The organism is Marisediminitalea lipolytica, from assembly GCF_001758465.1.
Classification (GTDB): domain Bacteria; phylum Pseudomonadota; class Gammaproteobacteria; order Enterobacterales; family Alteromonadaceae; genus Alteromonas; species Alteromonas lipolytica.
On record NZ_MJIC01000019.1, the window covers coordinates 1 to 24,874 of the forward strand.

General features: G+C 48.2%; 20 protein-coding genes and 1 tRNA gene. 1 reads left to right on the forward strand and 20 read right to left on the reverse strand.

The window, feature by feature from the left end:
• Positions 1-3 precede the first annotated feature (3 nt).
• The 16 genes from tuf to BFC17_RS20870 all read right to left on the reverse strand — a co-directional run bounded on the left by tuf (position 4) and on the right by BFC17_RS20870 (position 20,547).
• A complete protein-coding gene (gene tuf, locus BFC17_RS20800; RefSeq protein WP_070178447.1) occupies positions 4-1,188 on the reverse strand; it encodes an elongation factor Tu in 1,185 nt (394 codons plus the stop codon).
• 64 nt (positions 1,189-1,252) lie between these two features.
• Entirely contained in the window at positions 1,253-3,349 is a 2,097-nt protein-coding gene (gene fusA, locus BFC17_RS20805) for an elongation factor G (protein WP_070178455.1), read from the reverse strand.
• A gap of 24 nt (positions 3,350-3,373) precedes the next feature.
• Positions 3,374-3,844, reverse strand: coding sequence for a 30S ribosomal protein S7 (gene rpsG / locus BFC17_RS20810; protein ID WP_070178456.1), 471 nt, complete (start codon positions 3,842-3,844; stop codon positions 3,374-3,376).
• Between the two features lie 74 nt (positions 3,845-3,918).
• The gene (gene rpsL / locus BFC17_RS20815) at positions 3,919-4,293 is read right to left on the reverse strand and encodes a 30S ribosomal protein S12 (protein ID WP_032097755.1); all 375 of its coding nucleotides are present in this window, start codon (positions 4,291-4,293) and stop codon (positions 3,919-3,921) included.
• 307 nt (positions 4,294-4,600) lie between these two features.
• On the reverse strand, positions 4,601-8,782 hold the full coding sequence (gene rpoC, locus BFC17_RS20820; protein ID WP_070178457.1) for a DNA-directed RNA polymerase subunit beta': 4,182 nt from the start codon (positions 8,780-8,782) through the stop codon (positions 4,601-4,603).
• A 79-nt stretch (positions 8,783-8,861) separates the two neighbouring features.
• A complete protein-coding gene (gene rpoB, locus BFC17_RS20825; protein ID WP_070178458.1) occupies positions 8,862-12,890 on the reverse strand; it encodes a DNA-directed RNA polymerase subunit beta in 4,029 nt (1,342 codons plus the stop codon).
• A gap of 283 nt (positions 12,891-13,173) precedes the next feature.
• Positions 13,174-13,548: a 50S ribosomal protein L7/L12 gene (gene rplL / locus BFC17_RS20830; protein WP_070178459.1), complete on the reverse strand. Its 375-nt coding sequence runs from the start codon at positions 13,546-13,548 to the stop codon at positions 13,174-13,176.
• Positions 13,549-13,605: 57 nt separating this feature from the next.
• On the reverse strand, positions 13,606-14,124 hold the full coding sequence (gene rplJ / locus BFC17_RS20835) for a 50S ribosomal protein L10 (protein WP_070178460.1): 519 nt from the start codon (positions 14,122-14,124) through the stop codon (positions 13,606-13,608).
• 299 nt (positions 14,125-14,423) lie between these two features.
• Positions 14,424-15,119: a 50S ribosomal protein L1 gene (gene rplA / locus BFC17_RS20840; protein ID WP_070178461.1), complete on the reverse strand. Its 696-nt coding sequence runs from the start codon at positions 15,117-15,119 to the stop codon at positions 14,424-14,426.
• Between the two features lie 4 nt (positions 15,120-15,123).
• Positions 15,124-15,552 carry a 50S ribosomal protein L11 gene (rplK, locus tag BFC17_RS20845; RefSeq protein ID WP_070178462.1) on the reverse strand — a complete coding sequence of 143 codons (429 nt, stop codon included), beginning with the start codon at positions 15,550-15,552 and terminating at the stop codon, positions 15,124-15,126.
• Positions 15,553-15,763: 211 nt separating this feature from the next.
• Positions 15,764-16,315, reverse strand: coding sequence for a transcription termination/antitermination protein NusG (gene nusG / locus BFC17_RS20850; protein ID WP_070178463.1), 552 nt, complete (start codon positions 16,313-16,315; stop codon positions 15,764-15,766).
• Between the two features lie 3 nt (positions 16,316-16,318).
• On the reverse strand, positions 16,319-16,696 hold the full coding sequence (gene secE / locus BFC17_RS20855; protein ID WP_070178464.1) for a preprotein translocase subunit SecE: 378 nt from the start codon (positions 16,694-16,696) through the stop codon (positions 16,319-16,321).
• Positions 16,697-16,943: 247 nt separating this feature from the next.
• Positions 16,944-17,020, reverse strand: a tRNA-Trp gene (locus tag BFC17_RS20860).
• 156 nt (positions 17,021-17,176) lie between these two features.
• Positions 17,177-17,344: a hypothetical protein gene (locus tag BFC17_RS22675; protein WP_175439609.1), complete on the reverse strand. Its 168-nt coding sequence runs from the start codon at positions 17,342-17,344 to the stop codon at positions 17,177-17,179.
• A gap of 726 nt (positions 17,345-18,070) precedes the next feature.
• The gene (locus BFC17_RS20865) at positions 18,071-19,912 is read right to left on the reverse strand and encodes an ABC transporter ATP-binding protein (protein ID WP_070178465.1); all 1,842 of its coding nucleotides are present in this window, start codon (positions 19,910-19,912) and stop codon (positions 18,071-18,073) included.
• Positions 19,913-19,929: 17 nt separating this feature from the next.
• The gene (locus BFC17_RS20870) at positions 19,930-20,547 is read right to left on the reverse strand and encodes an RraA family protein (RefSeq protein WP_175439610.1); all 618 of its coding nucleotides are present in this window, start codon (positions 20,545-20,547) and stop codon (positions 19,930-19,932) included.
• A 143-nt stretch (positions 20,548-20,690) separates the two neighbouring features.
• On the opposite strand from BFC17_RS20870, the gene BFC17_RS20875 reads away from it, so the two are divergent.
• Entirely contained in the window at positions 20,691-21,554 is an 864-nt protein-coding gene (locus BFC17_RS20875; protein ID WP_070178467.1) for a CPBP family intramembrane glutamic endopeptidase, read from the forward strand.
• Between the two features lie 11 nt (positions 21,555-21,565).
• On the opposite strand, the gene BFC17_RS20880 is transcribed toward BFC17_RS20875, so the two are convergent.
• From BFC17_RS20880 to BFC17_RS20895, 4 genes are all read right to left on the reverse strand, one after another.
• Positions 21,566-22,090, reverse strand: coding sequence for a RidA family protein (locus tag BFC17_RS20880; protein ID WP_083271883.1), 525 nt, complete (start codon positions 22,088-22,090; stop codon positions 21,566-21,568).
• A gap of 15 nt (positions 22,091-22,105) precedes the next feature.
• Positions 22,106-22,504 (reverse strand): c-type cytochrome, encoded by a 399-nt coding sequence (locus tag BFC17_RS20885; RefSeq protein ID WP_070178468.1) that lies wholly within the window; start codon positions 22,502-22,504, stop codon positions 22,106-22,108.
• Positions 22,505-22,518: 14 nt separating this feature from the next.
• Positions 22,519-24,102 (reverse strand): flavin monoamine oxidase family protein, encoded by a 1,584-nt coding sequence (locus tag BFC17_RS20890; RefSeq protein WP_217494046.1) that lies wholly within the window; start codon positions 24,100-24,102, stop codon positions 22,519-22,521.
• A gap of 364 nt (positions 24,103-24,466) precedes the next feature.
• Positions 24,467-24,868: an ACT domain-containing protein gene (locus tag BFC17_RS20895; protein ID WP_070178470.1), complete on the reverse strand. Its 402-nt coding sequence runs from the start codon at positions 24,866-24,868 to the stop codon at positions 24,467-24,469.
• Between the last annotated feature and the right edge of the window lie 6 nt (positions 24,869-24,874).

Consider the following 24,874-nt stretch of genomic DNA (forward strand, 5'->3'; position numbering starts at 1 on the left):
CGATTAAGCGATAATTTTAGATACAACACCAGCACCTACTGTACGACCACCTTCACGGATCGCGAAGCGCAGACCTTCGTCCATCGCGATTGGTGCAATCAGTTCTACTACGAACTTCAGGTTGTCACCAGGCATTACCATTTCTACGCCTTCTGGCAGCTCTACAGCACCAGTTACGTCAGTTGTACGGAAGTAGAACTGTGGACGGTAACCTTTGAAGAATGGAGTGTGACGACCGCCTTCATCTTTAGACAGTACGTATACTTCTGCTTCAAACTTAGTGTGTGGCTTGATTGAACCAGGCTTACAAAGAACCTGACCACGCTCAACGTCATCACGCTTAGTACCACGTAACAGAACACCAACGTTCTCACCTGCACGACCTTCGTCAAGCAGCTTACGGAACATTTCAACACCAGTACAAGTAGTCTTGGTAGTATCTTTGATACCAACGATTTCTACTTCTTCACCTACTTTAACGATACCTTGCTCAACACGGCCAGTTACAACAGTACCACGACCTGAGATTGAGAATACGTCTTCGATTGGCAGGATGAACGGCTTATCGATGTCACGCTCTGGCTCTGGGATGTAAGAATCCAGTGCTTCACCTAACTCAACAATCTTAGCTTCCCACGCTGCATCGCCTTCAAGAGCTTTCAGTGCAGAACCCTGGATTACTGGCAGGTCATCACCTGGGAAGTCGTACTCAGACAGCAGTTCACGTACTTCCATTTCAACCAGCTCAAGCAGCTCTTCATCATCAACCATGTCACATTTGTTCATGAATACGATGATGTAAGGTACGCCTACCTGACGACCTAACAGGATGTGCTCACGAGTCTGAGGCATAGGGCCGTCAGTCGCAGCTACTACCAGGATCGCGCCGTCCATCTGAGCAGCACCGGTGATCATGTTTTTAACATAGTCAGCGTGTCCAGGACAGTCTACGTGAGCGTAGTGACGAGTTGGAGTGTCATACTCTACGTGTGAAGTAGAGATGGTAATACCACGTGCTTTTTCTTCTGGCGCGTTATCGATTTGATCGAATGCTTGCGCAGAACCACCGTAAGTCTTTGCAAGAACAGTAGTGATTGCTGCAGTCAGAGTGGTTTTACCGTGGTCAACGTGGCCGATAGTACCCACGTTTACGTGGGGTTTCGACCGTTCAAACTTTTCTTTTGCCATTTTTCTCGTTTCCTAAGTTAAAAGTCCGCTCCAATAGCAGACCGGACCGAACCTTCAAAATTTATTAGCTTCGTGCTTCAATGATTGCTTTCGCCACATTGTTAGGGGCTTCTGCATAGTTGAAGAACTCCATCGAATAGGAGGCGCGCCCCTGCGTAGCAGAACGCAGGTCAGTAGCATAACCGAACATCTCGGAAAGTGGCACCTTTGCCCGCACAATTTTTATGCCGGCTACGCCTTCTTCCATACCTTCGATCATACCACGGCGACGATTCAGGTCACCAACGACATCACCCATCCAATCTTCAGGTGTAGTTACTTCAACGCTCATCATGGGTTCAAGCAATACCGGATTTGCCTCAGCAGCTCCTTTCTTAAAGCCCATAGAACCGGCGATCTTAAACGCCATTTCAGAAGAGTCAACATCATGGTACGAACCATCGAACAAAGTTACCTTTACATCGAGAACCGGGTAACCTGCGAGCACACCATTTTGCGTTTGCTCCTGAATACCTTTGTCCACCGAAGGAATGAATTCTTTAGGAATAACACCGCCTACGATTTCATTGACGAATTCGTAACCAGCACCTTCTTCATTCGGCTCAATACGCAGCCAGACATGACCAAACTGGCCACGACCGCCTGACTGACGGACAAACTTGCCTTCGACTTCCACTTTTTTGCGGATAGTCTCGCGATAAGCCACCTGAGGCTTACCAACGTTACATTCAACTTTAAATTCCCGCTTCATGCGGTCAACGATGATGTCCAGGTGCAGTTCACCCATACCGGAAATAATAGTCTGACCGGTTTCTTCATCGGTTTTTACGCGGAACGATGGATCTTCAGCCGCAAGCTTACTCAGGGCAATACCCATTTTTTCCTGGTCAGCCGTTGATTTTGGTTCAACGGCAATCGAAATCACCGGATCAGGAAACTCCATACGCTCCAGCGTAATAATGTGATTAGGATCACACAACGTGTCACCAGTAGTGACGTCTTTCATGCCAATTGCGGCGGCAATGTCACCTGCACGAACTTCTTTTAATTCTTCACGGTCTTTGGCGTGCATCTGAACAATACGACCAAAGCGTTCGCGCTTACCCTTAACAGGGTTATATACGGTATCACCGGTGTTCACTACACCAGAGTAACAACGGAAAAAGGTTAACGTGCCCACAAACGGGTCGGTAGCGATCTTGAACGCCAGCGCCGAAAACGGCTCATCATCACTGGCGTGACGCTCACCGTGGCTTTCATCTTCAAGCTCACCATTAATCGCAGGGATGTCAACCGGTGCAGGTAAATAGCGAATAACTGCATCCAGTACTGCCTGCACACCTTTGTTTTTAAACGCACTACCACAGGTAGCCAGCACGATTTCGTTGTTCAGCGTGCGAATACGCAGACCTTCGTGAATTTCATCTTCAGTCAGATCACCGTTTTCTAAATACTTTTCCATTAATTCTTCGTTGGCTTCGGCAGCCGCTTCTACCATTTCAACACGGTATTCTTCGGCCTTATCCTGAAGATCCGCCGGAATGTCTTCATAGGTAAAAGTCATACCCATGTCTTCGGCGTTCCAGTTAATGGATTTCATTTTAATCAGGTCAATCACGCCACGGAATTCTTCTTCCGCACCGATGTTAAGCTGAATGGGTACACAGGTCGCGCCCAAACGCTTACGGATTTGACCAACAACCCGTTCAAAATCCGCCCCGGCACGGTCCATCTTATTAACGAAGACCATGCGCGGAACGTGATATTTATCCGCTTGTCGCCAAACGGTTTCTGATTGAGGTTCAACGCCAGAAGACCCGCAAAATACCACTACAGCACCATCCAGAACACGCAATGAACGCTCTACCTCAATGGTAAAGTCAACGTGCCCGGGGGTGTCGATAATATTGATACGATGCTGATCGAATTGTTGCTGCATCCCGGCCCAGAAACAGGTTGTCGCAGCGGAAGTAATAGTAATTCCGCGCTCTTGTTCCTGTTCCATCCAGTCCATGGTTGCAGCACCATCATGCACTTCACCAATTTTATGCGATAACCCGGTATAGAATAGTACACGCTCAGTTGTTGTGGTTTTACCCGCATCAACGTGCGCAACAATACCTATATTCCGATAGCGATCAATTGGGGTCTTACGTGGCATACTTCTCTCTCAGTTAAACGTTGATTACCAACGATAGTGAGCGAACGCTTTGTTCGCTTCGGCCATGCGGTGAACGTCTTCACGTTTCTTAACCGCTGAACCTTTGTTGTCAGCTGCATCTAACATTTCGGCTGCAAGGCGTTGAGCCATTGACTTCTCGCCACGTTTACGTGCCGCTTCTACCATCCAACGCATACCTAATGCATTACGACGAACCGGACGAACTTCTACTGGAACCTGGTAAGTTGAACCACCTACGCGGCGAGACTTAACCTCTACAGTAGGACGAATGTTGTCCAGAGCTTCTTCGAATACATCTAAGTGTGCTTTGCCGGTTTTTTCAGCAACAATATCAAGCGCACCGTAAACGATTTTTTCTGCAATCGATTTCTTGCCGTCGAGCATTACGACATTCATGAATTTAGCAAGCAGCTGTGAACCAAATTTTGGTTCTGGTAGGATTTTACGTTGACCTACGACTCTTCTTCTTGGCATCTTCTATTCTCCGTGGAATTCAGGGATAACCCAAAACTCAATTAATTCAGTTTGGCCTTACTAACGGAGAACCGTTAAGACTTAGGCCGTTTTGCGCCGTATTTAGAACGGGCTTGTCTACGATCGTTTACGCCGGCGCAGTCAAGAGTACCGCGAACAGTGTGATAACGAACACCTGGCAGGTCTTTTACACGACCGCCACGGATAAGAACAACACTGTGCTCCTGCAGGTTGTGGCCTTCACCACCGATGTATGAAGATACTTCAAAACCGTTGGTTAAACGCACACGACATACTTTACGAAGTGCTGAGTTTGGTTTCTTAGGCGTAGTGGTATATACGCGAGTACATACGCCACGTCTTTGCGGACAAGCTTGCAGGGCAGCAACGTTGCTTTTTTCAACGGGCTTTCTGCGTGGCTTGCGCACTAACTGGTTAACTGTTGCCATTAACTAGCTCCTGATTAAAAACTACAAAAACCCGGGCCTTTGTCCGGGTCGATTAATTTACGACTTTAATTCGTCGTCAGACCGTATGCTCGTTACGATCCCGGTGACATCGAATCTTTAAAACCGCGCCCTTTTTGGCGGCAAATAATACTGCTACCTTTTTTCGGGTCGCGGAATATTAAAGATCAAAGCCAGTGCTGTCAAGGTGTACAAAGGTTAACCACGCAATTATGCGATATTTCCCCGGTACAGATGACAAAATGGGGCACTACCTCCCGGTAGTGCCCCAATTTCTTTCTATTAACGCTTATTCGTCTGACGTAGATTCGTCAGAAGATACTTCGGCGTTTAACGCTTCGGTCAGTGCTTGTTCTGCTTCAGCAGCAGACACTGATAGTTCAGCAATTTCTTCATGGCGACGCTGAGCACGTTTTTCGTGATAAGCGAAACCGGTACCCGCTGGGATCAGACGGCCAACGATAACGTTTTCTTTCAGACCACGTAAATCGTCTTCTTTGCCCTGAACCGCTGCTTCGGTAAGAACGCGCGTGGTTTCCTGGAACGATGCTGCAGAGATGAAAGACTCTGTAGACAGCGACGCTTTGGTGATACCCAGTAACTGGATTTCGTAAAGCGCAGGCAGTTTGCCCTGTTTTTCCATTTCACGGTTAGCGATCTTAACAGCAGACACTTCAACCTGCTCGCCTTCCAGGAACTGAGTATCGCCTGGTGCGGTAATCATACACTTACGCAGCATCTGGCGAATAACTACCTCGATGTGCTTATCGTTAATTTTTACACCTTGCAGACGGTATACTTCCTGAACTTCGTTCACGATGTAGTTAGATACCGCACTTACGCCACGCAGACGCAGGATATCGTGTGGTGACTCAGGACCGTCAGCGATAACTTCGCCGCGTTCCACGTTCTCACCTTCAAACACGTTAAGCTGACGCCACTTCGGAATCATCTCTTCGTATGGGTCACCATCTTTCGGGGTGATAACCAGACGTTTCTTACCTTTGGTTTCTTTACCGAAGCCAATGGTACCGGAAACTTCAGCCAGGATTGCAGGTTCTTTCGGCTTACGCGCTTCGAACAAGTCAGCAACCCGTGGCAGACCACCGGTGATGTCACGTGTTTTCGAGCTTTCCTGAGGAATACGTGCCAGCACGTCACCTTCGTTAGCCACTTTACCGTCCGCCGCTTCGATGGTGGTAAAGCTAGGCAGGCGAATTTCCTGCAGACCAAACTCGTCGCTCTCCAGAATCAGTTTAGGCTCTTTCGCATTCAGCTTGGACAGGTCTTTAACCACAACACGGGTCAGACCGGTCAGCTCATCCTGCTGCATCTCGGTATTTGAATCGTCGATATCAGCAAATGAGATCTTAGACGCACGCTCAACAATGATTGGGTGACTATGCGGATCCCAGTTAGCAACAATGTCGCCAGCCTGAACAGCAGCACCGTCATCAACGGTTAAGGTTGCACCGTAAGGTACTTTATAACGCTCTTTCTCACGACCCTGCTCATCTGTCATGGTCAGTTCGGTTGAACGAGAAACGATAACTACTTTACCGTCAGTGTTGCGTACATATTTAGCATTGTGCAGCTTAAGGTTACCGGCGGTTTTCACCTGTACACTGTTTTCTGCAGACGCCCGTGATGCCGCACCACCGATGTGGAACGTACGCATGGTCAGCTGGGTACCCGGCTCACCGATTGACTGCGCAGCGATAACACCAACAGATTCACCTTTACCAACCATATGACCGCGAGCCAGGTCACGACCGTAACAGTTAGCACAAACACCAAAGTCATTGTCACAGGTAATTACTGAGCGTACTTTTACCTGGTCAACAGAGTTTGACTCAAGCAGGTCTACCAACGCTTCGTCGAGCAGCGTGTTACGTTCAAGCAGTACTTCTTCGGTACCCGGGATGTAAACGTCTTCAGCAACTACACGACCCAGTACACGTTCACGCAGCGGTTCTACAACGTCTCCACCTTCGATCAGCGGAGTCATCAGTACGCCTTCGTAAGTACCACAGTCTGAGTTAGTGATAACCAGATCTTGGGCTACGTCAACCAGACGACGAGTCAGGTAACCTGAGTTCGCAGTTTTCAGTGCGGTATCGGCAAGACCTTTACGAGCACCGTGGGTTGAGATGAAGTACTGGAGTACGTTCAGACCTTCACGGAAGTTTGCCGTGATTGGCGTTTCGATGATTGAGCCATCCGGCTTCGCCATCAGACCACGCATACCCGCTAACTGACGAATCTGAGCGGCACTACCACGAGCACCGGAGTCGGCCATCATATAAACAGAGTTAAATGAGGCTTGCTCTTCTTCTTCGCCTTTGGCGTTAATAACCACGTCAGTTTTCAGGTTATCCATCATGGCTTTCGCGACTTTTTCGTTCGCGTTTGACCAGATATCAATAACTTTGTTGTAACGTTCACCGGCTGTTACAAGACCACCCTGGAACTGTTCCTGGATCTCGATTACTTCCGCTTCAGCTGCATCGATAATGTCTTTCTTGGCATCAGGGATAACCATGTCGTCGATACCAACAGACGCACCCGCGATCATCGCATAGTGGAAGCCGGTATACATGATTTGGTCAGCCGCAATAACGGTGTCTTTCAGACCCAGACGACGGTAACAGGCGTTAAGCAGACCAGAGATTTGCTTTTTACCCATTGGCTGGTTGATCAGCTCAAAAGGCAGACCTTTTGGCAGGATCAGAGAGAAAATCGCACGACCAACAGTGGTATCGGTCAGGGTAACCTTCTCAGTTTTGCTGCCGTCTTCCGCTACGTCGTATTCAGTAATACGAACCTTAACGCGTGAGTGCAGTTCGGCATTACCAGTACGGTAAGCTTTTTCAGCTTCGTGCGGGCTGGTAAATACCATGCCTTCGCCCTGGCCGTTTACTTTGTCACGAGTCAGGTAATACAGGCCCAATACAACGTCCTGTGAAGGTACGATGATTGGCTCACCGTTCGCTGGCGACAGAATGTTATTCGTCGACATCATCAGCGCACGGGCTTCTAATTGTGCTTCAATGGTCAGTGGTACGTGTACCGCCATTTGGTCACCGTCGAAGTCAGCGTTATAAGCCGCACACACCAGTGGGTGTAATTGGATCGCTTTACCTTCGATCAGGGTCGGTTCAAACGCCTGGATACCCAGACGGTGAAGTGTTGGTGCACGGTTAAGTAATACCGGGTGTTCACGGATTACTTCATCCAGAACGTCCCATACTTCCGGCGCTTCACGCTCTACCAGCTTCTTCGCAGCTTTGATAGTAGTCGCTAAACCACGACCTTCTAATTTGCCGTAGATGAATGGCTTGAACAGCTCAAGAGCCATCTTCTTAGGCAGACCACACTGGTGCAGACGCAGTGTAGGGCCAACGGTAATTACAGAACGGCCAGAGTAGTCAACACGCTTACCAAGTAAGTTCTGACGGAAACGACCCTGCTTACCTTTGATCATATCGGCAAGTGATTTAAGAGGACGCTTGTTAGAACCGGTGATAGCGCGGCCACGACGACCGTTATCCAGCAGTGCGTCTACCGCTTCCTGCAACATACGTTTTTCGTTACGTACGATGATGTCAGGTGCCGCCAGGTCTAACAGACGCTTCAGACGGTTGTTACGGTTGATTACACGGCGGTATAAATCGTTCAGATCAGATGTTGCAAAACGGCCACCGTCCAGTGGTACCAGAGGACGAAGATCCGGTGGCAATACTGGTAATACGGTCATGATCATCCACTCTGGCTTGTTGCCAGACTGTTGGAATGATTCAAGCAGTTTAAGACGCTTGGTGATCTTCTTACGCTTGGTTTCTGAGTTGATTGATGGCAACTCTTCACGCATAGAAGCTACGTCAGCATCAACGTCGAGGTGTTTAAGCAGGTCAAATACCGCTTCGGCACCCATTTTCGCTTCGAACTCGTCGCCGTGCTCTTCCAGTGCGTCCAGGTATTCTTCTTCGCTCAGCAGTTGGCTGCGCTCAAGCGTGGTCATGCCTGGCTCTGTTACTACGAAAGATTCGAAGTACAGTACGCGCTCGATGTCACGCAGCGTCATGTCCAGCATCAAACCGATACGAGACGGCAGTGATTTCAGGAACCAGATGTGGGCAACCGGGCTGGCCAGTTCGATGTGACCCATACGCTCACGACGTACTTTAGTAAGGGTTACTTCTACACCACATTTTTCACAGATAACACCACGGTGCTTCAGGCGCTTGTACTTACCGCACAGACACTCGTAATCTTTTACAGGGCCAAAGATACGCGCACAGAACAGACCGTCACGCTCTGGTTTGAACGTACGGTAGTTGATGGTCTCAGGTTTCTTAACTTCACCAAAAGACCATGAACGGATCATGTCTGGTGAGGCAAGACCAATGCGAATATTATCGAATTCTTCAGTCTTGTTTTGTTGTTTTAGAAACTTTAATAAGTCTTTCACAAATACTCTCCCGGCGGAGTCAGTCTCTATGGCCCGGTTACCCGGGCCAACTCAATCAATTATGGCTAACAGCGCCTGCTTAGTTTTCTTCCAGCTCGATATTGATACCGAGTGAACGGATTTCTTTAAGCAGTACGTTGAATGACTCAGGCATGCCTGGTTCCATTCTGTGATCGCCATCAACGATGTTCTTGTACATTTTGGTACGACCGTTAACGTCATCCGACTTAACAGTAAGCATTTCCTGCAGGGTGTAAGCGGCACCGTATGCTTCCAGTGCCCACACTTCCATCTCACCGAAGCGCTGACCACCGAATTGTGCTTTACCACCCAGCGGCTGCTGAGTAACCAGGCTGTAAGAACCGGTTGAACGCGCGTGCATCTTGTCGTCAACCAAGTGGTTCAGTTTCAGCATGTACATGTAACCAACGGTAACCGGACGTTCAAATTCACGACCAGTACGGCCATCAAACAGGGTAATTTGCCCGCTCTCAGGAATATCCGCCAGTTTTAACATCTGTTTGATTTCAGATTCGCGCGCACCGTCGAATACTGGCGTTGCTACTGGTACACCTTTACGCAGGTTGTTAGCTAAACGCAGTACTTCGTCGTCAGTAAAGGTGCCAATATCGACCTGTTTAGGGTTGTCACCCAGGTCGTATACTTCCTGCAGGAAGCCACGCAGTTTCTGCATTTCTTCTTGCTCTTTCAGCATACGGTCGATCTTAACGCCAAGACCATGCGCAGCCATACCCAAGTGTGTTTCAAGGATCTGACCGATGTTCATCCGCGACGGTACACCCAGTGGGTTAAGTACGATGTCTACCGGCGTGCCGTTTTCATCGTATGGCATATCTTCTACCGGGATTACGGTAGAGATAACACCCTTGTTACCGTGACGACCTGCCATCTTGTCACCAGGCTGGATATGACGCTTAACAGCCAGATAAACCTTAACGATCTTAAGTACGCCAGGCGCCAGATCATCACCCTGGGTGATCTTGCGACGCTTAACTTCAAATTTCTTATCGAAATCCGCTTTGATTTCGTCGTGCTGGGCACCGATTTGATCCAGGTCGCTTTGCAGATCTGCATCTGTCAGCGGCAGGTCAAACCATTTTTCGCGTGGCATGCTGTCCAGCTTAGCCTGGTCAACACCAGCTTTAAGCAACAGGTTAGCAGCACGAGCAAAGATACCGTCAGCCAGGATATTGAATTCATCCGACAGGTCCTTCTTAACCTGACGTAACTGCATGTCTTCAATTTCCAGCGCACGTTTGTCTTTTTCTACGCCATCACGGGTAAATACCTGAACGTCGATAACCGTACCGTGTACAGAGTTAGGTACACGCAGAGAGGTATCTTTAACGTCAGAGGCTTTTTCACCGAAGATAGCACGTAACAGTTTTTCTTCCGGCGTTAGCTGAGTTTCGCCTTTTGGCGTTACCTTACCAACCAGAATGTCACCGCCCTTCACTTCTGCACCAATGTAAACAACACCAGATTCATCCAGCTTGCTTAAGGCAGACTCACCAACGTTTGGAATATCAGAAGAAATTTCTTCTGGCCCCAACTTGGTGTCACGAGCGATACAGCTCAGTTCCTGAATGTGGATCGTAGTGAAACGGTCTTCCTGAGCAACACGCTCAGAAATCAGGATTGAGTCTTCGAAGTTATAACCGTTCCAAGGCATAAACGCGATACGCATGTTCTGGCCAAGCGCCAGGTCACCTAAGTCCGTAGACGGACCATCAGCCAGTACATCGCCCGCTACGATCGGGTCACCGACGTTACAGGTTGGACGCTGGTTAATACAGGTGTTCTGGTTTGAACGGGTGTATTTGTTCAGGTTGTAGATATCGATACCGGCTTCACCAGCAAACATCTCATCTTCGTCAACCTTAATTACGATACGGCTGGCGTCAACATAGTCAACAACACCACCACGCTTGGCAACTACGGTAACACCGGAGTCAACTGCAATGGTTTTTTCCATACCGGTACCAACCAGCGGCTTATCAGCGCGCAGAGTAGGTACAGCCTGACGTTGCATGTTCGCACCCATCAGGGCGCGGTTAGCATCATCGTGTTCCAGGAACGGGATAATGCTCGCAGCAATAGATACGATTTGCTGTGGTGAAACGTCCATGTATTTGATGTCTTCTTTCGGCATCAGAGTGGTTTCACCACGGTGACGACATGGGATCAGGTCATCAACCAGTTCCATGCTGTCAGTCAGCGCTACGTTTGCCTGGGCAATCGCAAACTGACCTTCTTCAATTGCTGATAAGTAATCGATTTCATCAGTCACAACACCGTCAACAATGCGACGGAATGGTGTTTCAAGGAAACCAAAGTCATTGGTACGGGCAAAGCTCGCCAACGAGTTGATCAGACCGATGTTCGGACCTTCAGGAGTTTCGATTGGACACAGACGACCGTAGTGAGTCGGGTGTACGTCCCGAACCTCAAAGCCTGCACGTTCACGAGTCAGACCACCCGGGCCTAAGGCAGAAATACGACGTTTGTGCGTAACTTCTGACAGCGGGTTGTTCTGGTCCATAAACTGAGACAGTTGAGAAGAACCGAAGAATTCTTTAACCGCGGCTGAGATAGGCTTAGCGTTAATCAGATCCTGTGGCATAACGTTGTCCAGGTCACCCAGAGACAGACGTTCTTTAACCGCACGCTCTACACGTACTAAACCAACACGGAACTGGTTCTCAGCCATTTCACCAACAGAACGGATACGACGGTTACCCAGGTGGTCGATATCGTCCACTTCGTCTTTACCGTCACGGATCAGGATAAGCTGCTTCATCACATCGATGATGTCTTGCTTATCCAGGGTACCTGAACCTACCAGTTCTTCACGACCTAAACGGCGGTTGAACTTCATACGACCAACAGATGACAGGTCATAACGCTCTTCAGAGAAGAACAGGTTGTCAAACAGCGTTTCGGCAGCATCTTTTGTAGGTGGTTCACCGGGACGCATCATGCGGTAGATTTCTACCAGCGCTTCCAGGCGATTTGTTGAACTGTCGATACGCAGTGTGTCTGAAATATATGAACCGTGATCAAGCTCGTTGATGTACAGGGTAGTAAATTCTTTAATACCTGCCTGGCTTAACTGAGCCAACGTTTCCAGCGTTACTTCATCGTTAGCGGTTACCAGTACTTCACCGGTATCTTCGTTAATATAAGTATCACCGTAAACACGTCCAGCCAGATACTCAACCGGTACTTCCAGTTCAGTTACGTTGGCTTTTTCCAGCGCACGGGTATGACGGGCTGAAATACGACGACCAGCTTCTACCAGTACGTTGCCTTCGCCATCTAAAATATCAAACTGTGCAGTTTCACCGCGCAAACGATCAGGAATAACTTCCATCATCATCTTATTATCGGCAATACGAACCTGTACTTTGTCAAAGAAAGTATCCAGGATTTCTTCAGTGGTCATTTCCAGAGCACGAAGAATAATGGTTGCAGGCAGCTTACGGCGACGGTCGATACGTACAAACAGGTTATCTTTAGGGTCAAACTCGAAGTCTAACCAAGAACCACGGTAAGGAATGACACGTGCGTTATAAAGTACTTTACCTGATGAGTGCGTTTTACCTTTATCGTGATCATAGAACACGCCAGGTGAACGGTGCAGCTGAGAAACGATAACACGCTCGGTACCATTAATGACGAACGTACCGTTCTCTGTCATTAACGGGATCTCACCCATGTACACTTCTTGTTCTTTAATGTCTTTTACAGTACCAGGTGCTGCTTCTTTATCGAATAATACCAGGCGCAGTTTCACTCTTAACGGAGCGGAGAAAGTTACACCACGGATTTGACATTCTTTTACGTCAAATACGGGCTCGCCTAGGCGGTAACTAACATATTGTAATTCTGAATTGCCAGAGTAACTTTTAATTGGAAACACAGAGCGGAATGCTGCTTCCAAACCATATTGACCATCCGGATCGATATCAATAAATTTCTTGAAAGAATCTAGCTGGATTGAAAGAAGGTATGGAATTTCCAATACCTGTGGGCGTTTGCCAAAATCCTTACGGATACGTTTCTTTTCGCTATAAGAGTAAACCATGGGTTCCTCAGCCTGCTGATTTTTGACCCAACCTGTTGCCGTAATACACGTCGACAACAAACTTCCAGTACCCTTTCACAGGGAACAATCAGATAGCATACACCAAAAATTAACCAATTTTTAGTTAACTTGTTGGTTTGTTGCTAAATAAATTATTCTCGGTGGTGGCGCATGATGTGTACAGACAAGGGTAATAAACCGTACACCCTACAGCGCAAAAAGGCTGGTGGTCTAAAAAACCACCAGCCTGTGCCATTTCTGGCAAGCAATCTGCTAGCGCAAATTACTTGATTTCAACTTCTGCACCAGCTTCTTCAAGCTCTTTCTTCAGTGCTTCAGCTTCTTCTTTGCTTACGCCTTCTTTGATAGCTTTAGGAGCAGATTCAACTACTTCTTTAGCTTCTTTCAGACCTAAGCCAGTCGCGCCGCGAACTGCTTTGATTACTGCAACCTTGTTGCCACCGAATGAAGTCATTACAACGTCAAATTCAGTTTTTTCTTCAACAGCAGCAGCTTCACCAGCTACAGCAGGACCAGCAACTGCAACAGCAGCAGCAGATACGTTGAATTTTTCTTCAGCTGCTTCGATCAGTTCAACCAGTTCCATTACTGGCATTTCAGCGATCGCGTTTAAGATATCTTCTTTAGTTAGAGCCATTTTCTCTAAACTCCTGGGATTAAAATGTTAAAAAAATCAATATGCCAAAAACGCCAATTACTTGGTGTCTTTGACCGCCGCCAATACACGCACAAATTTGGCAGGAACTTCGTTGATTGTTTGAACGAACTTGCCAACTGGTGCTTTGAAGGTTGCAAGTAATTTCGCAAGCGCTTCGTCGCGGGTAGGCAGAGCTGCAACTGCATCCAGTTTTTCTGGACCAAGCAGACCACTACCAATTGAAAGTGCAGTTACTTGCAGTTTCTTGTTTTCTTTAATGAAGTCTTTGAACAGACGCGCTGCGCCGCCCGGAGCTTCTAAAGAAAAACCATAGATCAGTGGGCCGGTTAAGGCGCTGTCTAAGTCTGCAAATTTGCTGTCTGCTAATGCACGTTTAGCCAGAGTGTTACGTACAACCTTCAGGTATACGCCTTGCTCACGGGCTTTAACGCGCAGGGCAGTCAGCTCTGCTACTTCCATTCCACGGTATTCAGCAACGGCAACGGATAGAGCGCGAGACGCAACATCAGATACTTCTGCTACGATCTCTTTTTTAGCTGCTAAGCCTAGTGCCACTGAGTTCACCTTCTTAAAATCTGATGTTGTTACCAATGTAACGTCATCAGGGTTCACAGATTGATGCCAACGTTATGAAGGCACCGCTCTACGGTGTTTTTTACCCCAGAGAGTCTGAGTTCAAACCACCGTCTGCGCAGGCTGGTCGATTAAGTAACGCATTGAATGTAAAAGTTCTCTTACCTCTTTTACTGCGTTACGCCTGCGGTCTAGGACGGGAGCCAGAAATCGCTACTGCGAAATAATGGCTCCAACCCAAAACCGAAGAGAATGCCGATTGAATCAACCGGCAAGGGGCATTACTGACCTACGGTCGCCTTATCAACAGAAACGCCGGCGCCCATAGTGGTGCTCAGGCTTACTTTCTTGATGTAAGTACCTTTGGCAGAAGAAGGCTTGGCTTTCTTCAGTGCTTCCAGTAATGCTTCTAAGTTTTCTTTGATTTGATCCGCTTCGAAAGCGATCTTACCAATGCTAGCGTGGATGATACCGTTCTTATCGTTACGGTAGCGAACCTGACCAGCTTTAGCATTTTTAACTGCAGTAGCAACGTCTGGCGTTACAGTACCAGTTTTAGGGTTAGGCATCAGGCCACGTGGACCTAAGATTTGACCTAACTGACCAACAACACGCATTGCGTCCGGGCTGGCAACTACTACGTCAAAGTTCATTTCGCCTTTCTTAACCAGCTCAGCCAGGTCATCCATACCAACGATGTCTGCACCAGCTGCTTTAGCGGCTTCAGCGTTTGCACCCTGAGTGAATACGGCAACGCGAACATCTTTACCAGTACCGTTAGGCAGTACAGTTGCACCACGTACGTTTTGGTCAGATTTCTTAGCGTCGATACCCAGGTTTACCGCTACATCTACGCTTTCAGGGAAGTTTGCAGTTGCCAGTTCTTTTAACAGTGCAACAGCTTCTGAGAAATCGTACTCTTTAGAAGCGTCGATTTTTTCACGGATTAAACGTGCGCGTTTAGTTAATTTAGCCATTCGATTAACCCTCTACCTTCAGACCCATGGCGCGAGCAGAACCCGCGATAGTACGAACAGCCGCTTCTAAAGAAGCTGCAGTCAGATCCGGCTCTTTTACCTTGGCGATTTCTTCCAATTGAGCAACAGTCACAGTACCCACTTTTTCAGTGTTTGGACGGCCAGAACCACTCTTGATACCGGCCGCTTTTTTCAGCAGGTAAGAAGCAGGAGGAGTCTTGGTAACGAATGTGAAAGAACGATCTTCGTATACAGTAATTTCTACTGGTACTGGAGCGCCTTTTTCCAGACTTTCGGTTTTAGCGTTGAAAGCCTTACAGAATTCCATGATGTTCACACCATGCTGACCCAGTGCAGGACCAACTGGTGGAGATGGGTTAGCAGCACCAGCTGCAACCTGAAGCTTAATTAAGCCTGTTACTTTTTTAGCCATTTTAAATGCTCTCGTTATGGGTCTAACGCCTCGCAGATATCGAGATTATCTGCTCAATCGGCTTCCCGGTTCCAATAAAAGGGGCGCGAATTATAGGCTAACAAATAGCCTGATGCAACCACTATTACAAAATTGTTTGATCATTTTCTTAAACAAAAAAGCCTCAGCCACATTACCGTGGATAAGGTTTTCCGATTTAAAGGGTTGGCTGTTAGCCTTTTTCGACCTGGCCGAATTCCAGCTCGACCGGCGTAGAGCGACCGAAGATAAGTACCGATACTTTTACGCGGCTTTTCTCGTAGTCTACTTCTTCTACCACACCGTTGAAGTCTGCAAACGGGCCGTCGATAACGCGAACAACTTCGCCTGGCTCGAACAGTGTTTTTGGTCTTGGCTTGTCAACTGACTCTTCCAGTCGGTTAAGAATCGCGTCGGCTTCACGCTGTGAAATAGGCATTGGGCGATCAGAAGTACCGCCGATAAAGCCCAGAACCCGCGGCACGCTTTTTACTAAGTGCCATGAGTCTTCGTTCATTTCCATTTCTACCAGCACGTAGCCAGGGTAAAATTTACGCTCAGACTTACGTTTCTGACCTGCACGCATCTCTACCACTTCTTCAGTAGGAACAAGAACCTGACCGAAATAGTCTTCCATCTCGTGCATTTTGATGTATTCAAGCAGCGTTTTCTTTACGCGAGACTCATACTGAGAATAAGCCTGTACGACATACCAACGTTTTTTTGGTTTGTTCTCTTCAGTCATGCCTTACGCTCCTATACCCGTAATTAATCCAACAACCCAAACTAAAATACCGTCCAGTCCCCATAGCAGAAGCGCCGCAATAACGGTAGCAGCCAGTACGATAAGGGTTGTTTGGTTGAGCTCCTGACGCGATGGCCATACCACTTTGCGAACTTCCATACGGGAATCTTTAGCAAATGTCAGGAATGCATCACCTTTCACCGTGGTAGTAGCGATAAAACCAGCGATAGCAACGCCAGCCACTGCGCCAATAGCACGATAAAGCACTGATAACTCACCATACACATAATTAGCAGTGATTACGCCAGCCAATAAGGCAAACACAACCAGCCACTTGAGTAAGTCCATTGAATTTGATGGATTTTCCGTTTTTTCGCTCATTACAAGACCCTAGCAATACGGCATATTTAAACCATTCGCTTAAGAAAGCGCGCGGTCATACTAAATTTGGCAGGGGTGGAGGGATTTCCTCAGATACGTCCTGTATCTGACCGCAAGCGGCGCAAGAGCGGTACAAATCGTTCCCGACGATTTGTCAAACCCCGATGGCGGTTCTCACCCTCCACCGACTTGCTCTCCGACTGCACTTTTGGAATCAATCCATCCCGCACATTTCAACTTTTAAATTTGGCAGGGGTGGAGGGACTCGAACCCCCAACCATCGGTTTTGGAGACCGCTGTTCTACCAATTCGAACTACACCCCTAAATTCTTCTTTTCGAAGAAACTACCTCAGCCCTAAGGCCAATTTTACTTACACTCGCCTTGTGAAGTTATGTCGTCTTTTAGAGAAAAAGTGCGGCTTCGCAAGGGAGGGACGCGTATTATACTCAACAGGGTATGAGATACAAGAGGTTTATTGTTAGGGAGACAACCACAACGTTGGATTTAAAATATCCAAGTCGTCATCCCCGAATTTCAAAACAACCGTCGCCCCACATTTCAAAACAACCGTCGCCCCGCATTTCAAAACATCCATCGCCCCGCATTTCAAAACATCCATCGCCCCGCATTTCAAAACATCCGTCATCCCCGCATGCTTTTAGCGGGGATCTCCTTGCATGACATCGTAGGGTTTAATCGACCTTTGCGAAAAGGTAGTTTTCGATTAAACAGCCTTTTCAGGAGATCCCGGATATGCGCTGCGCGCATTCCGGGACGGCTGGATAAATATCGATACCTTCAACTTCGTTTATCCCTACTTGTCATCCCCGTATTTGCGCAGCAAATATCGGGGATCTCCTAGCGTGATATCGTAGAGTTTAATTAACTTTTTGCGGAAAGGTTATTTTGGGTAAAACAACCTGTTTAGGATATCCCGGATATGCGCTTCGCGCATTCCGGGACGGCTGGATAAATATCGATACCTTCAACTCCATTTATCCCTATTCGTCATCCCCGAATTTGCGCAGCAAATATCGGGGATCTCCTTGCATGACAGCGTAGGGTTTGATCGAACTTTGCGAAAAGGTAGTTTTCGATTAACCAGCCTTTTCAGGAGGTCCCGGATATGCGCTGCGCGCATTCCGGGACGACTGGATAAATATCGATACCGTCAACTCCATTTATCCCTATTCGTTATCCCCGAATTTGCGCAGCAAATATCGGGGATCTCCTTGCATGACAGCGTAGGGTTTGATCGAACTTTGCGAAAAGGTAGTTTCGGGTTAGATAGCCTGTTTAGGAGATCCCGGATAAGTGCTGCGCACTTTCCGGGACGACTACGTCGATTCCGGGACGGGAGGTTTCCTGGGTCTCATTCGAGACCCAGGAAACCTCCCGTTTGATGAGCCCAGAGTTTGGCGTAGATGCCGCCTTTATCGAGTAACTCCTGATGGGTGCCCTGCTCCACAATTTTGCCATTATCCAGTACCAATAATCGGTCCATCTGAGCGATAGTAGATAAGCGGTGGGCAATGGCCAGTACCGTTTTGTTTTCCATTACTTTATTCAGACACTCCTGAATAGCAGCTTCTACTTCAGAGTCCAAAGCAGAGGTTGCTTCGTCAAGAATCAACACAGGCGCATCTTTAAGCAGTACGCGCGCAATCGCAATTCGCTGACGCTGGCCACCAGAGAGTTTTACGCCTCTCTCCCCCACCTGAGCATCGAAGCCGGTGCGGCCATTTTTGTCAGACAACTGTTGGATAAAATCAAAGGCTTCCGCTTGCTCTGCCGCTTTAATCATTGCTGCGTCGTCGGCATCGTTGCGGCCATAAATAATATTATCTCGTACAGAACGATGCATTAGCGATGTATCCTGAGTCACCATACTAATCTGCGCTCGTAGCGATTCCTGATCAACCTCACTGATATCCTGTCCGTCTATCAAAATCTTACCGCTGGTTGTATCGTAAAAACGCAGTAACAAATTAACCAAAGTTGACTTACCGGCACCGGAACGCCCCACTAAGCCGACCTTTTCTCCCGGTTTTATATGCAGCTCAAGGTTCTCAAACACCGGCACCGGCTGATTATTGGCGCCAGGGTAGCTAAAACTCATATTTTTAAATTCGATCTGTCCGCCGTTAACAGTTAACGCTGGGGCTTTATCGATATTTTTAACCGCAACAGGCTGTGCCAGTGTATTAATGCCGTCCTGCACAGTACCGAGGTTTTCAAACAACGAAGCCACTTCCCACATTACCCAGTGAGACATTCCGTTTAATCGCAGGCATAAACTCACCGCCAGGGCTATCTCACCCGGTGTCACAATTTGTTGTAACCAAAGGTAAATCGATAAAGCGCCCACGCTAAAAATAAGAATGGCGTTGCTTAGCTCTACGCAAAATTCCAGAATGGTAACCAGGCGCATTTGCGGATAAACGGTGTGCAAAAATTTATCCATGCTTTCCCTCGCGTAGTTTGCTTCGCGCTGGCTATGGGAGAACAGTTTAACCGTGGAAATATTGGTGTAGCTGTCGACGATACGACCGGTCATCATAGAGCGCGCATCGGCCTGATGCTGTGAAACTTCCTTAAGTTTGGGGACCAGCACACGCAGAATACAGATGTATACAGTCAGCCAGACTATCAGCGGCAAAGCCAGGCGCCAGTCAGCCGTAAAGATCAGCACCACCATTGATATAAAATAAACGCCGATATAAACCATTAAATCGAGCAGTTTCATCACGGTTTCGCGGACCGATAAAGCGGTTTGCATTACTTTGGTCGCAACCCGTCCGGCAAACTCGTTATGGAAAAACGTCAGGCTTTGCCCCAAAAGATAACGATGTGCCTGCCAGCGAATGCGCATGGGGTAATTCCCCAGTAAAGACTGGCGGGAGAACAATGACCGCAGCAGGATGAAACCGGGGATTAGCACTACCACCACTAATCCCATCATAATCAGCGTAGCACTTTCCTGCTCAACGAAAGTAGCGCGGTCCTTTTCGGCAAACCAGTCCACCAGCTTGCCCATAAAACCAAATAAGGTTACTTCGAGCATGGCCACTATGGCACTCAACACTGATACGGTCAGTAAAACAGCCCACATTCCCTGTGTGTAATGCTTGCAAAAGGCCACCAATCCTTTCGGTGGCTGCATTGGAGGTTCGGTTGGAAATGGGTTGGTTAATCGCTCAAAAAAAGAAAACATCAGGCCTTTTGCTTAATTTACGTGTCGCTAAACCCCAGCTTTGTGAGGATCGCTTCAACATTATTGTGGTGATTGGCTTGCCACTCATCAAGGGTCATACTGCTGTCTTTGTCGGCACGTTTTTTAGCAATTTCAAAGGCTTCGGCAGCGGTAGCTTGTGGTATTACGGCAATACCTTCTTCGTCGGCGACAATGATATCACCGGGGTATACCGTCACACCACCACAGTTAACCGGCTGATTTAACGGATCGACGCATTTTTTAGCACCGGGTTTTGGAATAACACCGCGGGCAAACACCGGAAAGCCCATCTCACGGACTTCGGCCAGATCGCGTATAACCCCATCAACAACAAAGCCTGCGACACCCCGACGCTGGGCAATAGCACATACATTACCGCCAGAAACAGCAAACTGATCATCAGCCTCCACCACAATAACGTCACCCGGGTTAGCGCGGTATATGGCCGCGTGCAGCATAAGGTGATCACCCGGCTGACACTTCACGGTAAAGGCTGGCCCGGATATTTTCGGCACCGGCTGCCATAAGGAATGGATAGCGTAATCCATAAACTGCTCACGTGGTAAAGCATCGGCGTATTCGCATGTAGATACTGAAGAATAATCAATTGTCATCACTTTCTCCCTGGAACATGGTGGTTAATTCATCACCACTATAACAACACGTGAAGGTTAAGGGAGTTATTAGCATGTATTTTCATTATAAAGCCTGTGATATCTTGAGCTGAAATCCCGCTGAACCCTAATTTTGCCTGGCTATGGAACTGCTGCCAATCAACGCCCTCGCGGCGCTGCTGTATTCTCTGTTGGTTTTACTAAGCGCTGCGTCTGTTAACCTGTTTGTCCGTTATATGGTTCCGATGCTGGCGGTTCTGCTGTCGCTGTATTTTGTAGCCAGCCTGGTATTTGTCGTTCAGGCATGGGTTTACATTGGTATTACTTACACCCTGCGTGAACATGCGCCAACCCGGCAATGGCAGCAAAGCGCCTTGTGGGCAGGATGGCTGTTACTGATGGTGGGACTCCTTACCCATTCTTTGCCCGGGTATCATGGGCTACAACTTACCGATCACCAACCGGTAAAAGCTAATAGTCTGGCAAGTAGTATTTTCCTCAATACCGACAAAATACTGATCGCATGGGCGCTAATGCAGTGGTTGCCAATCTGGCAACGTACAGCGCCGTTCAGGCCAGCACTAAAGATTCCGGCCTGGTGGCTCATCCTGATAGCGACTGCCGGTGTTAGCCTTATTCTCACAATCGCTGCGCAACTCAATCTGCTGGCCTGGCAACCTCAGTTTACCTGGTTACTACTGATCATAGTTGTTTCGAATCTGCTTAATACCTGCTTTACCGAAGAACTGCTTTTCCGCGGTGCAATTCAGGGCTGGTTACAGCTAAAAATTGGGGGTGGGGGCGGCTTAATTGCCGCCAGCGCACTGTTTGGCCTGGCGCATTTTGCCGGTGGAATCTGGTACATGGTACTGGCGTCGCTGGCAGGATTACTTTATGGCTGGGTTTACAGTCAGTCTGGCCGACTTATCTGGGCGGTTATCTGCCACTGGAGCCTGAATACCGCCCATATATTGTTGTTAACCTGGCCTGTAGTGAAGCCAGGTTAGTCAATCAACACTTACTCAGGACGTACCGCAGTGACTTCAATTTCCACCAGATAGTTAGGGTTAGCTAACCCGGCTACCTGAAAAGCAGAACGTGAAGGCAGATTAGGCTGTTCTTCTGTACCAAAAAACTGCTTGTAGCCGCGCATAAAGCCAGCAAAATCCATCTTTCCTTCCATTGCGGGATCCCCCACCAGAAACACCTGCATTTTCATCACATCGCCCATGGTCAGTCCCAGGCTTTTCAGGTTCTCGTCGATGCGGTTAAGCACGCTCACAGTTTGTGTTTCGGTATCGCCGTAGGCTTCCATGCTGCCTTTAGGGGCATCCGGATTACTGACCCCGGGCACAGAACCACTTAAAAAAACGATAGTACTTGAGGCTGGCACTTCTGAGGCACGCAAAATTGGAAAATCAGAACCAATGAGACCATGCCGAATCACAGTTTCTTTAGCCGGTGCTGTGGCTTCGGCATCATTACAGCCGGTGGTGGCAAAAACAGTACCTAGCAATAAAGGCGCAATTAATAGTTTTTTCATTATGTGTTCCTGTATTTAACGTTGAGCAATAGTTTTGACATCATCAGCGTTGACAACATCAGTAAAGTGATTGCCAAAATGGCTACGGGTGTAATTCACCACTTCGGCGATTTGTTCGTCGGACAAATATTGTTTTAGCGCTGGCATGCCGCCCATGCCATTACTAACCATAAAAATCACATAGGGCGCGGCGCCCAGCTTAGGATTACCCGCCAGCGCCGGATACATACCAGCCCCTTTTGCGCCCTGGGCGTTGGGCATATGACAGCCCTGACAAATGGCATGATAAAGCGCTTCCCCGGTGACTTCCTCAAAGTTATTCCCCAGCGAAAAACCCGCATCGTCGGTCGCCAATAAGCTAGTACTTACCATCACCAAAGATGCTGCCAGTAAAGATTTAATTGCTATTTTCATGGTTATCCTCTCGATTATGCTGCGGTACTGACGGCTTTGTGATGCAACCGCTTAATGGCATCATGGGCCGATGAAATAGCTCCCTCTTGCCAGGCCGGCAAATTGGAAGCGTGCTCTCCGGCCAGAACCAGTCTGCCATCCACCTGACACAGATTTTCGTAGTGTTCGGCGCGTTTTTCTTCGGTCCACAGGCCATAACAGCCCTGAGTCCAGGGAACCCGGTGCCAGCCTACGGCGATACCATTATCAAACTCTTCGGCGTATTGAGGGTGGATTTGCTTACCGTATTCCACCGCTTTCTTCACCCTTTCTTCTGGTGCCAGTGAGGTAAACTCAAAAGCATTAGCACCCCACACATAAGCCCCTAACAACACCCCTTTGCCCTTATCGCAAAACTTAGTACTCGGATAACTGATATTGGTTATAGGCAAATTGGTATAACTGACGCCGCCGTAAATCGCTTCATCCTGCTCCCAGAACCGGCGTTTGAACTCCAGGCCCACTTTTACCGAAGCCGCATATGGCAACGACCGGATAGCCGCCTGCATACCACTGCTTGCCTGAACCGGGATCTGACTAAGAATAGACAACGGAATGGTGCACACACACCAGTCAGCCTGCGCGGTTTTGGCCACGCCCTGTTGTTCATAATTAACGGTTACGCCTTTGTCGCTCTGATTAATTTGAGTGACTTTGGCATGGTATTCGATGAGATCACCCACGCGCTTTTCAAAGGCCTTAGCGATATTGTCCATGCCGCCTACGGGCTGAAAGATACTGCTTTGAAACTCAATATCCTGACCATTGACGATGTATTTCCATAACTCGGATTGCAGCAATGCACTGCGATCCAGTAATTCACTGGGCTCTGGTTTGGGTGACAAGCCACCGCCAGGAGGAATGGCAAAACCACGGCGTAAGCTCACTTCATAGGATTTTTTATAATCAGCCTTATCGGTTAAGGCGCCCCAGTGCCGCAGTGATTCAAACAGCTTTTCTCTGTCTTCATGGGTCAGTGTTTCATCCAGGCCATGCTGATTAAGCACCTTGCCCAACAGTTCGGCGGTATACCCCTGATAATCGGCCTGCACTTCGCGATAACGCTGAGGTTTGCCATTAAATGCCTTGGTATTGTGAACCAGAGCGTTGTAATTAACCTGGATAAACGGCTCAATGGCAATGTTAAACTCATTAATATAAGACATCACATGATGGTGATGATAAGGCACCCGCCATGGGCCGGGATTAATGTAATTGCCGTCGGCGAACTTGCATTGTTGCGTTGCACCGCCAAGTTCGGTGTAGCTGTCACCGCCTCTTAAGGTCCAGCAACGGCCACCCGCTTTGCCATTGAATTCGAGAATTTTAACCTTATAACCGGCTTTTCTTAGCTCGTAAGCCGATGTCATACCAGCCAGGCCGGCACCAAGAACCAGTACAGTTGCGCCTTTTTTAACCCCGTCTAACTTCAACACACCTGGTTGCGACGACTCCGCAGCAAAGCCCAGCGATGTCATGGCTTGGTACATTGCGCTGGCCCCTGCGGTCTTGCCTATCCAGCCTAATAACGCCCGCCGGCTCATAGTATGATTGTTCAACGAAAAACCCCTTGTGTTGAAAATAAACTGTTGGATGCGCAAATAATGCACCGCCAGTGCCAGCTTGTTCTGAGACAGGGTTAAACTTATAAAATATACGATTAAATACTAATAGTAGCTGAGCGCTGACGAATTGCTGACCAATAACGCCATATTCACGCAAAAAAAGTAAGGGGATGTACCATTAAGATGCAACAGATTGCACTTTAACGGAACATCAACGAATAAGTTCTTTGTACAAAAAGGCAACGACCGAAGCGATGGGGGCGAAAAAGCATACGGCTGCCATGCCAGTAAATATGGCACCTGAACGGGAAAAACAGGGAAATTGACAACGGCCCGGCAGGCGTGGCCAGGATTCGACTTACACTGAAGTCAGAGATTTAAGCGCGTCGATCGCTCGCTTTGCATCAGCCTGGGGGACAAAGATATGGTCATGGTAAAAAGCCGCAATAACGTTGGCGCTGATACCTTCTTTGGTTAACGCCTGAGACATGGCAGCGGTTAATCCCACGGCCTCCAGGCTCGAGTGAATTTCGCAGGTAATGCAGTTAAACACCGTTTCGTAAGCAAAGCCTTCGGCATCTGCAACCGATTTTAACAGCACCAGGGTAACGCCTTCTTTTTCCCGAAAGGTGACTTTGGGTTCAAGACGAGTAAAGACCTCCGGGTCCAGCACTAATACGCTGACAAATACCCAGGATTCCGGTTGTAATACCGGATTAAGGCCGTGTAAAAGTGTTGCCAAATCTGTTTCACCCGCCATAGATGC

Excerpts from the sequence above, each read along its gene's own strand:
- tuf (WP_070178447.1), bottom strand. The coding sequence starts at position 1,188 with ATGGCAAAAGAAAAGTTTGAACGGTCGAAACCCCACGTAAACGTGGGT.
- fusA (WP_070178455.1), bottom strand. The coding sequence starts at position 3,349 with ATGCCACGTAAGACCCCAATTGATCGCTATCGGAATATAGGTATTGTT.
- rpsG (WP_070178456.1), bottom strand. The coding sequence starts at position 3,844 with ATGCCAAGAAGAAGAGTCGTAGGTCAACGTAAAATCCTACCAGAACCA.
- rpsL (WP_032097755.1), bottom strand. The coding sequence starts at position 4,293 with ATGGCAACAGTTAACCAGTTAGTGCGCAAGCCACGCAGAAAGCCCGTT.
- rpoB (WP_070178458.1), bottom strand. The coding sequence starts at position 12,890 with ATGGTTTACTCTTATAGCGAAAAGAAACGTATCCGTAAGGATTTTGGC.
- rplL (WP_070178459.1), bottom strand. The coding sequence starts at position 13,548 with ATGGCTCTAACTAAAGAAGATATCTTAAACGCGATCGCTGAAATGCCA.
- rplA (WP_070178461.1), bottom strand. The coding sequence starts at position 15,119 with ATGGCTAAATTAACTAAACGCGCACGTTTAATCCGTGAAAAAATCGAC.
- rplK (WP_070178462.1), bottom strand. The coding sequence starts at position 15,552 with ATGGCTAAAAAAGTAACAGGCTTAATTAAGCTTCAGGTTGCAGCTGGT.
- nusG (WP_070178463.1), bottom strand. The coding sequence starts at position 16,315 with ATGACTGAAGAGAACAAACCAAAAAAACGTTGGTATGTCGTACAGGCT.
- secE (WP_070178464.1), bottom strand. The coding sequence starts at position 16,696 with ATGAGCGAAAAAACGGAAAATCCATCAAATTCAATGGACTTACTCAAG.
- BFC17_RS22675 (WP_175439609.1), bottom strand. The coding sequence starts at position 17,344 with ATGACGGATGTTTTGAAATGCGGGGCGATGGATGTTTTGAAATGCGGG.
- BFC17_RS20865 (WP_070178465.1), bottom strand. The coding sequence starts at position 19,912 with ATGTTTTCTTTTTTTGAGCGATTAACCAACCCATTTCCAACCGAACCT.
- BFC17_RS20870 (WP_175439610.1), bottom strand. The coding sequence starts at position 20,547 with ATGACAATTGATTATTCTTCAGTATCTACATGCGAATACGCCGATGCT.
- BFC17_RS20875 (WP_070178467.1), top strand. The coding sequence starts at position 20,691 with ATGGAACTGCTGCCAATCAACGCCCTCGCGGCGCTGCTGTATTCTCTG.
- BFC17_RS20880 (WP_083271883.1), bottom strand. The coding sequence starts at position 22,090 with ATGAAAAAACTATTAATTGCGCCTTTATTGCTAGGTACTGTTTTTGCC.
- BFC17_RS20885 (WP_070178468.1), bottom strand. The coding sequence starts at position 22,504 with ATGAAAATAGCAATTAAATCTTTACTGGCAGCATCTTTGGTGATGGTA.
- BFC17_RS20895 (WP_070178470.1), bottom strand. The coding sequence starts at position 24,868 with ATGGCGGGTGAAACAGATTTGGCAACACTTTTACACGGCCTTAATCCG.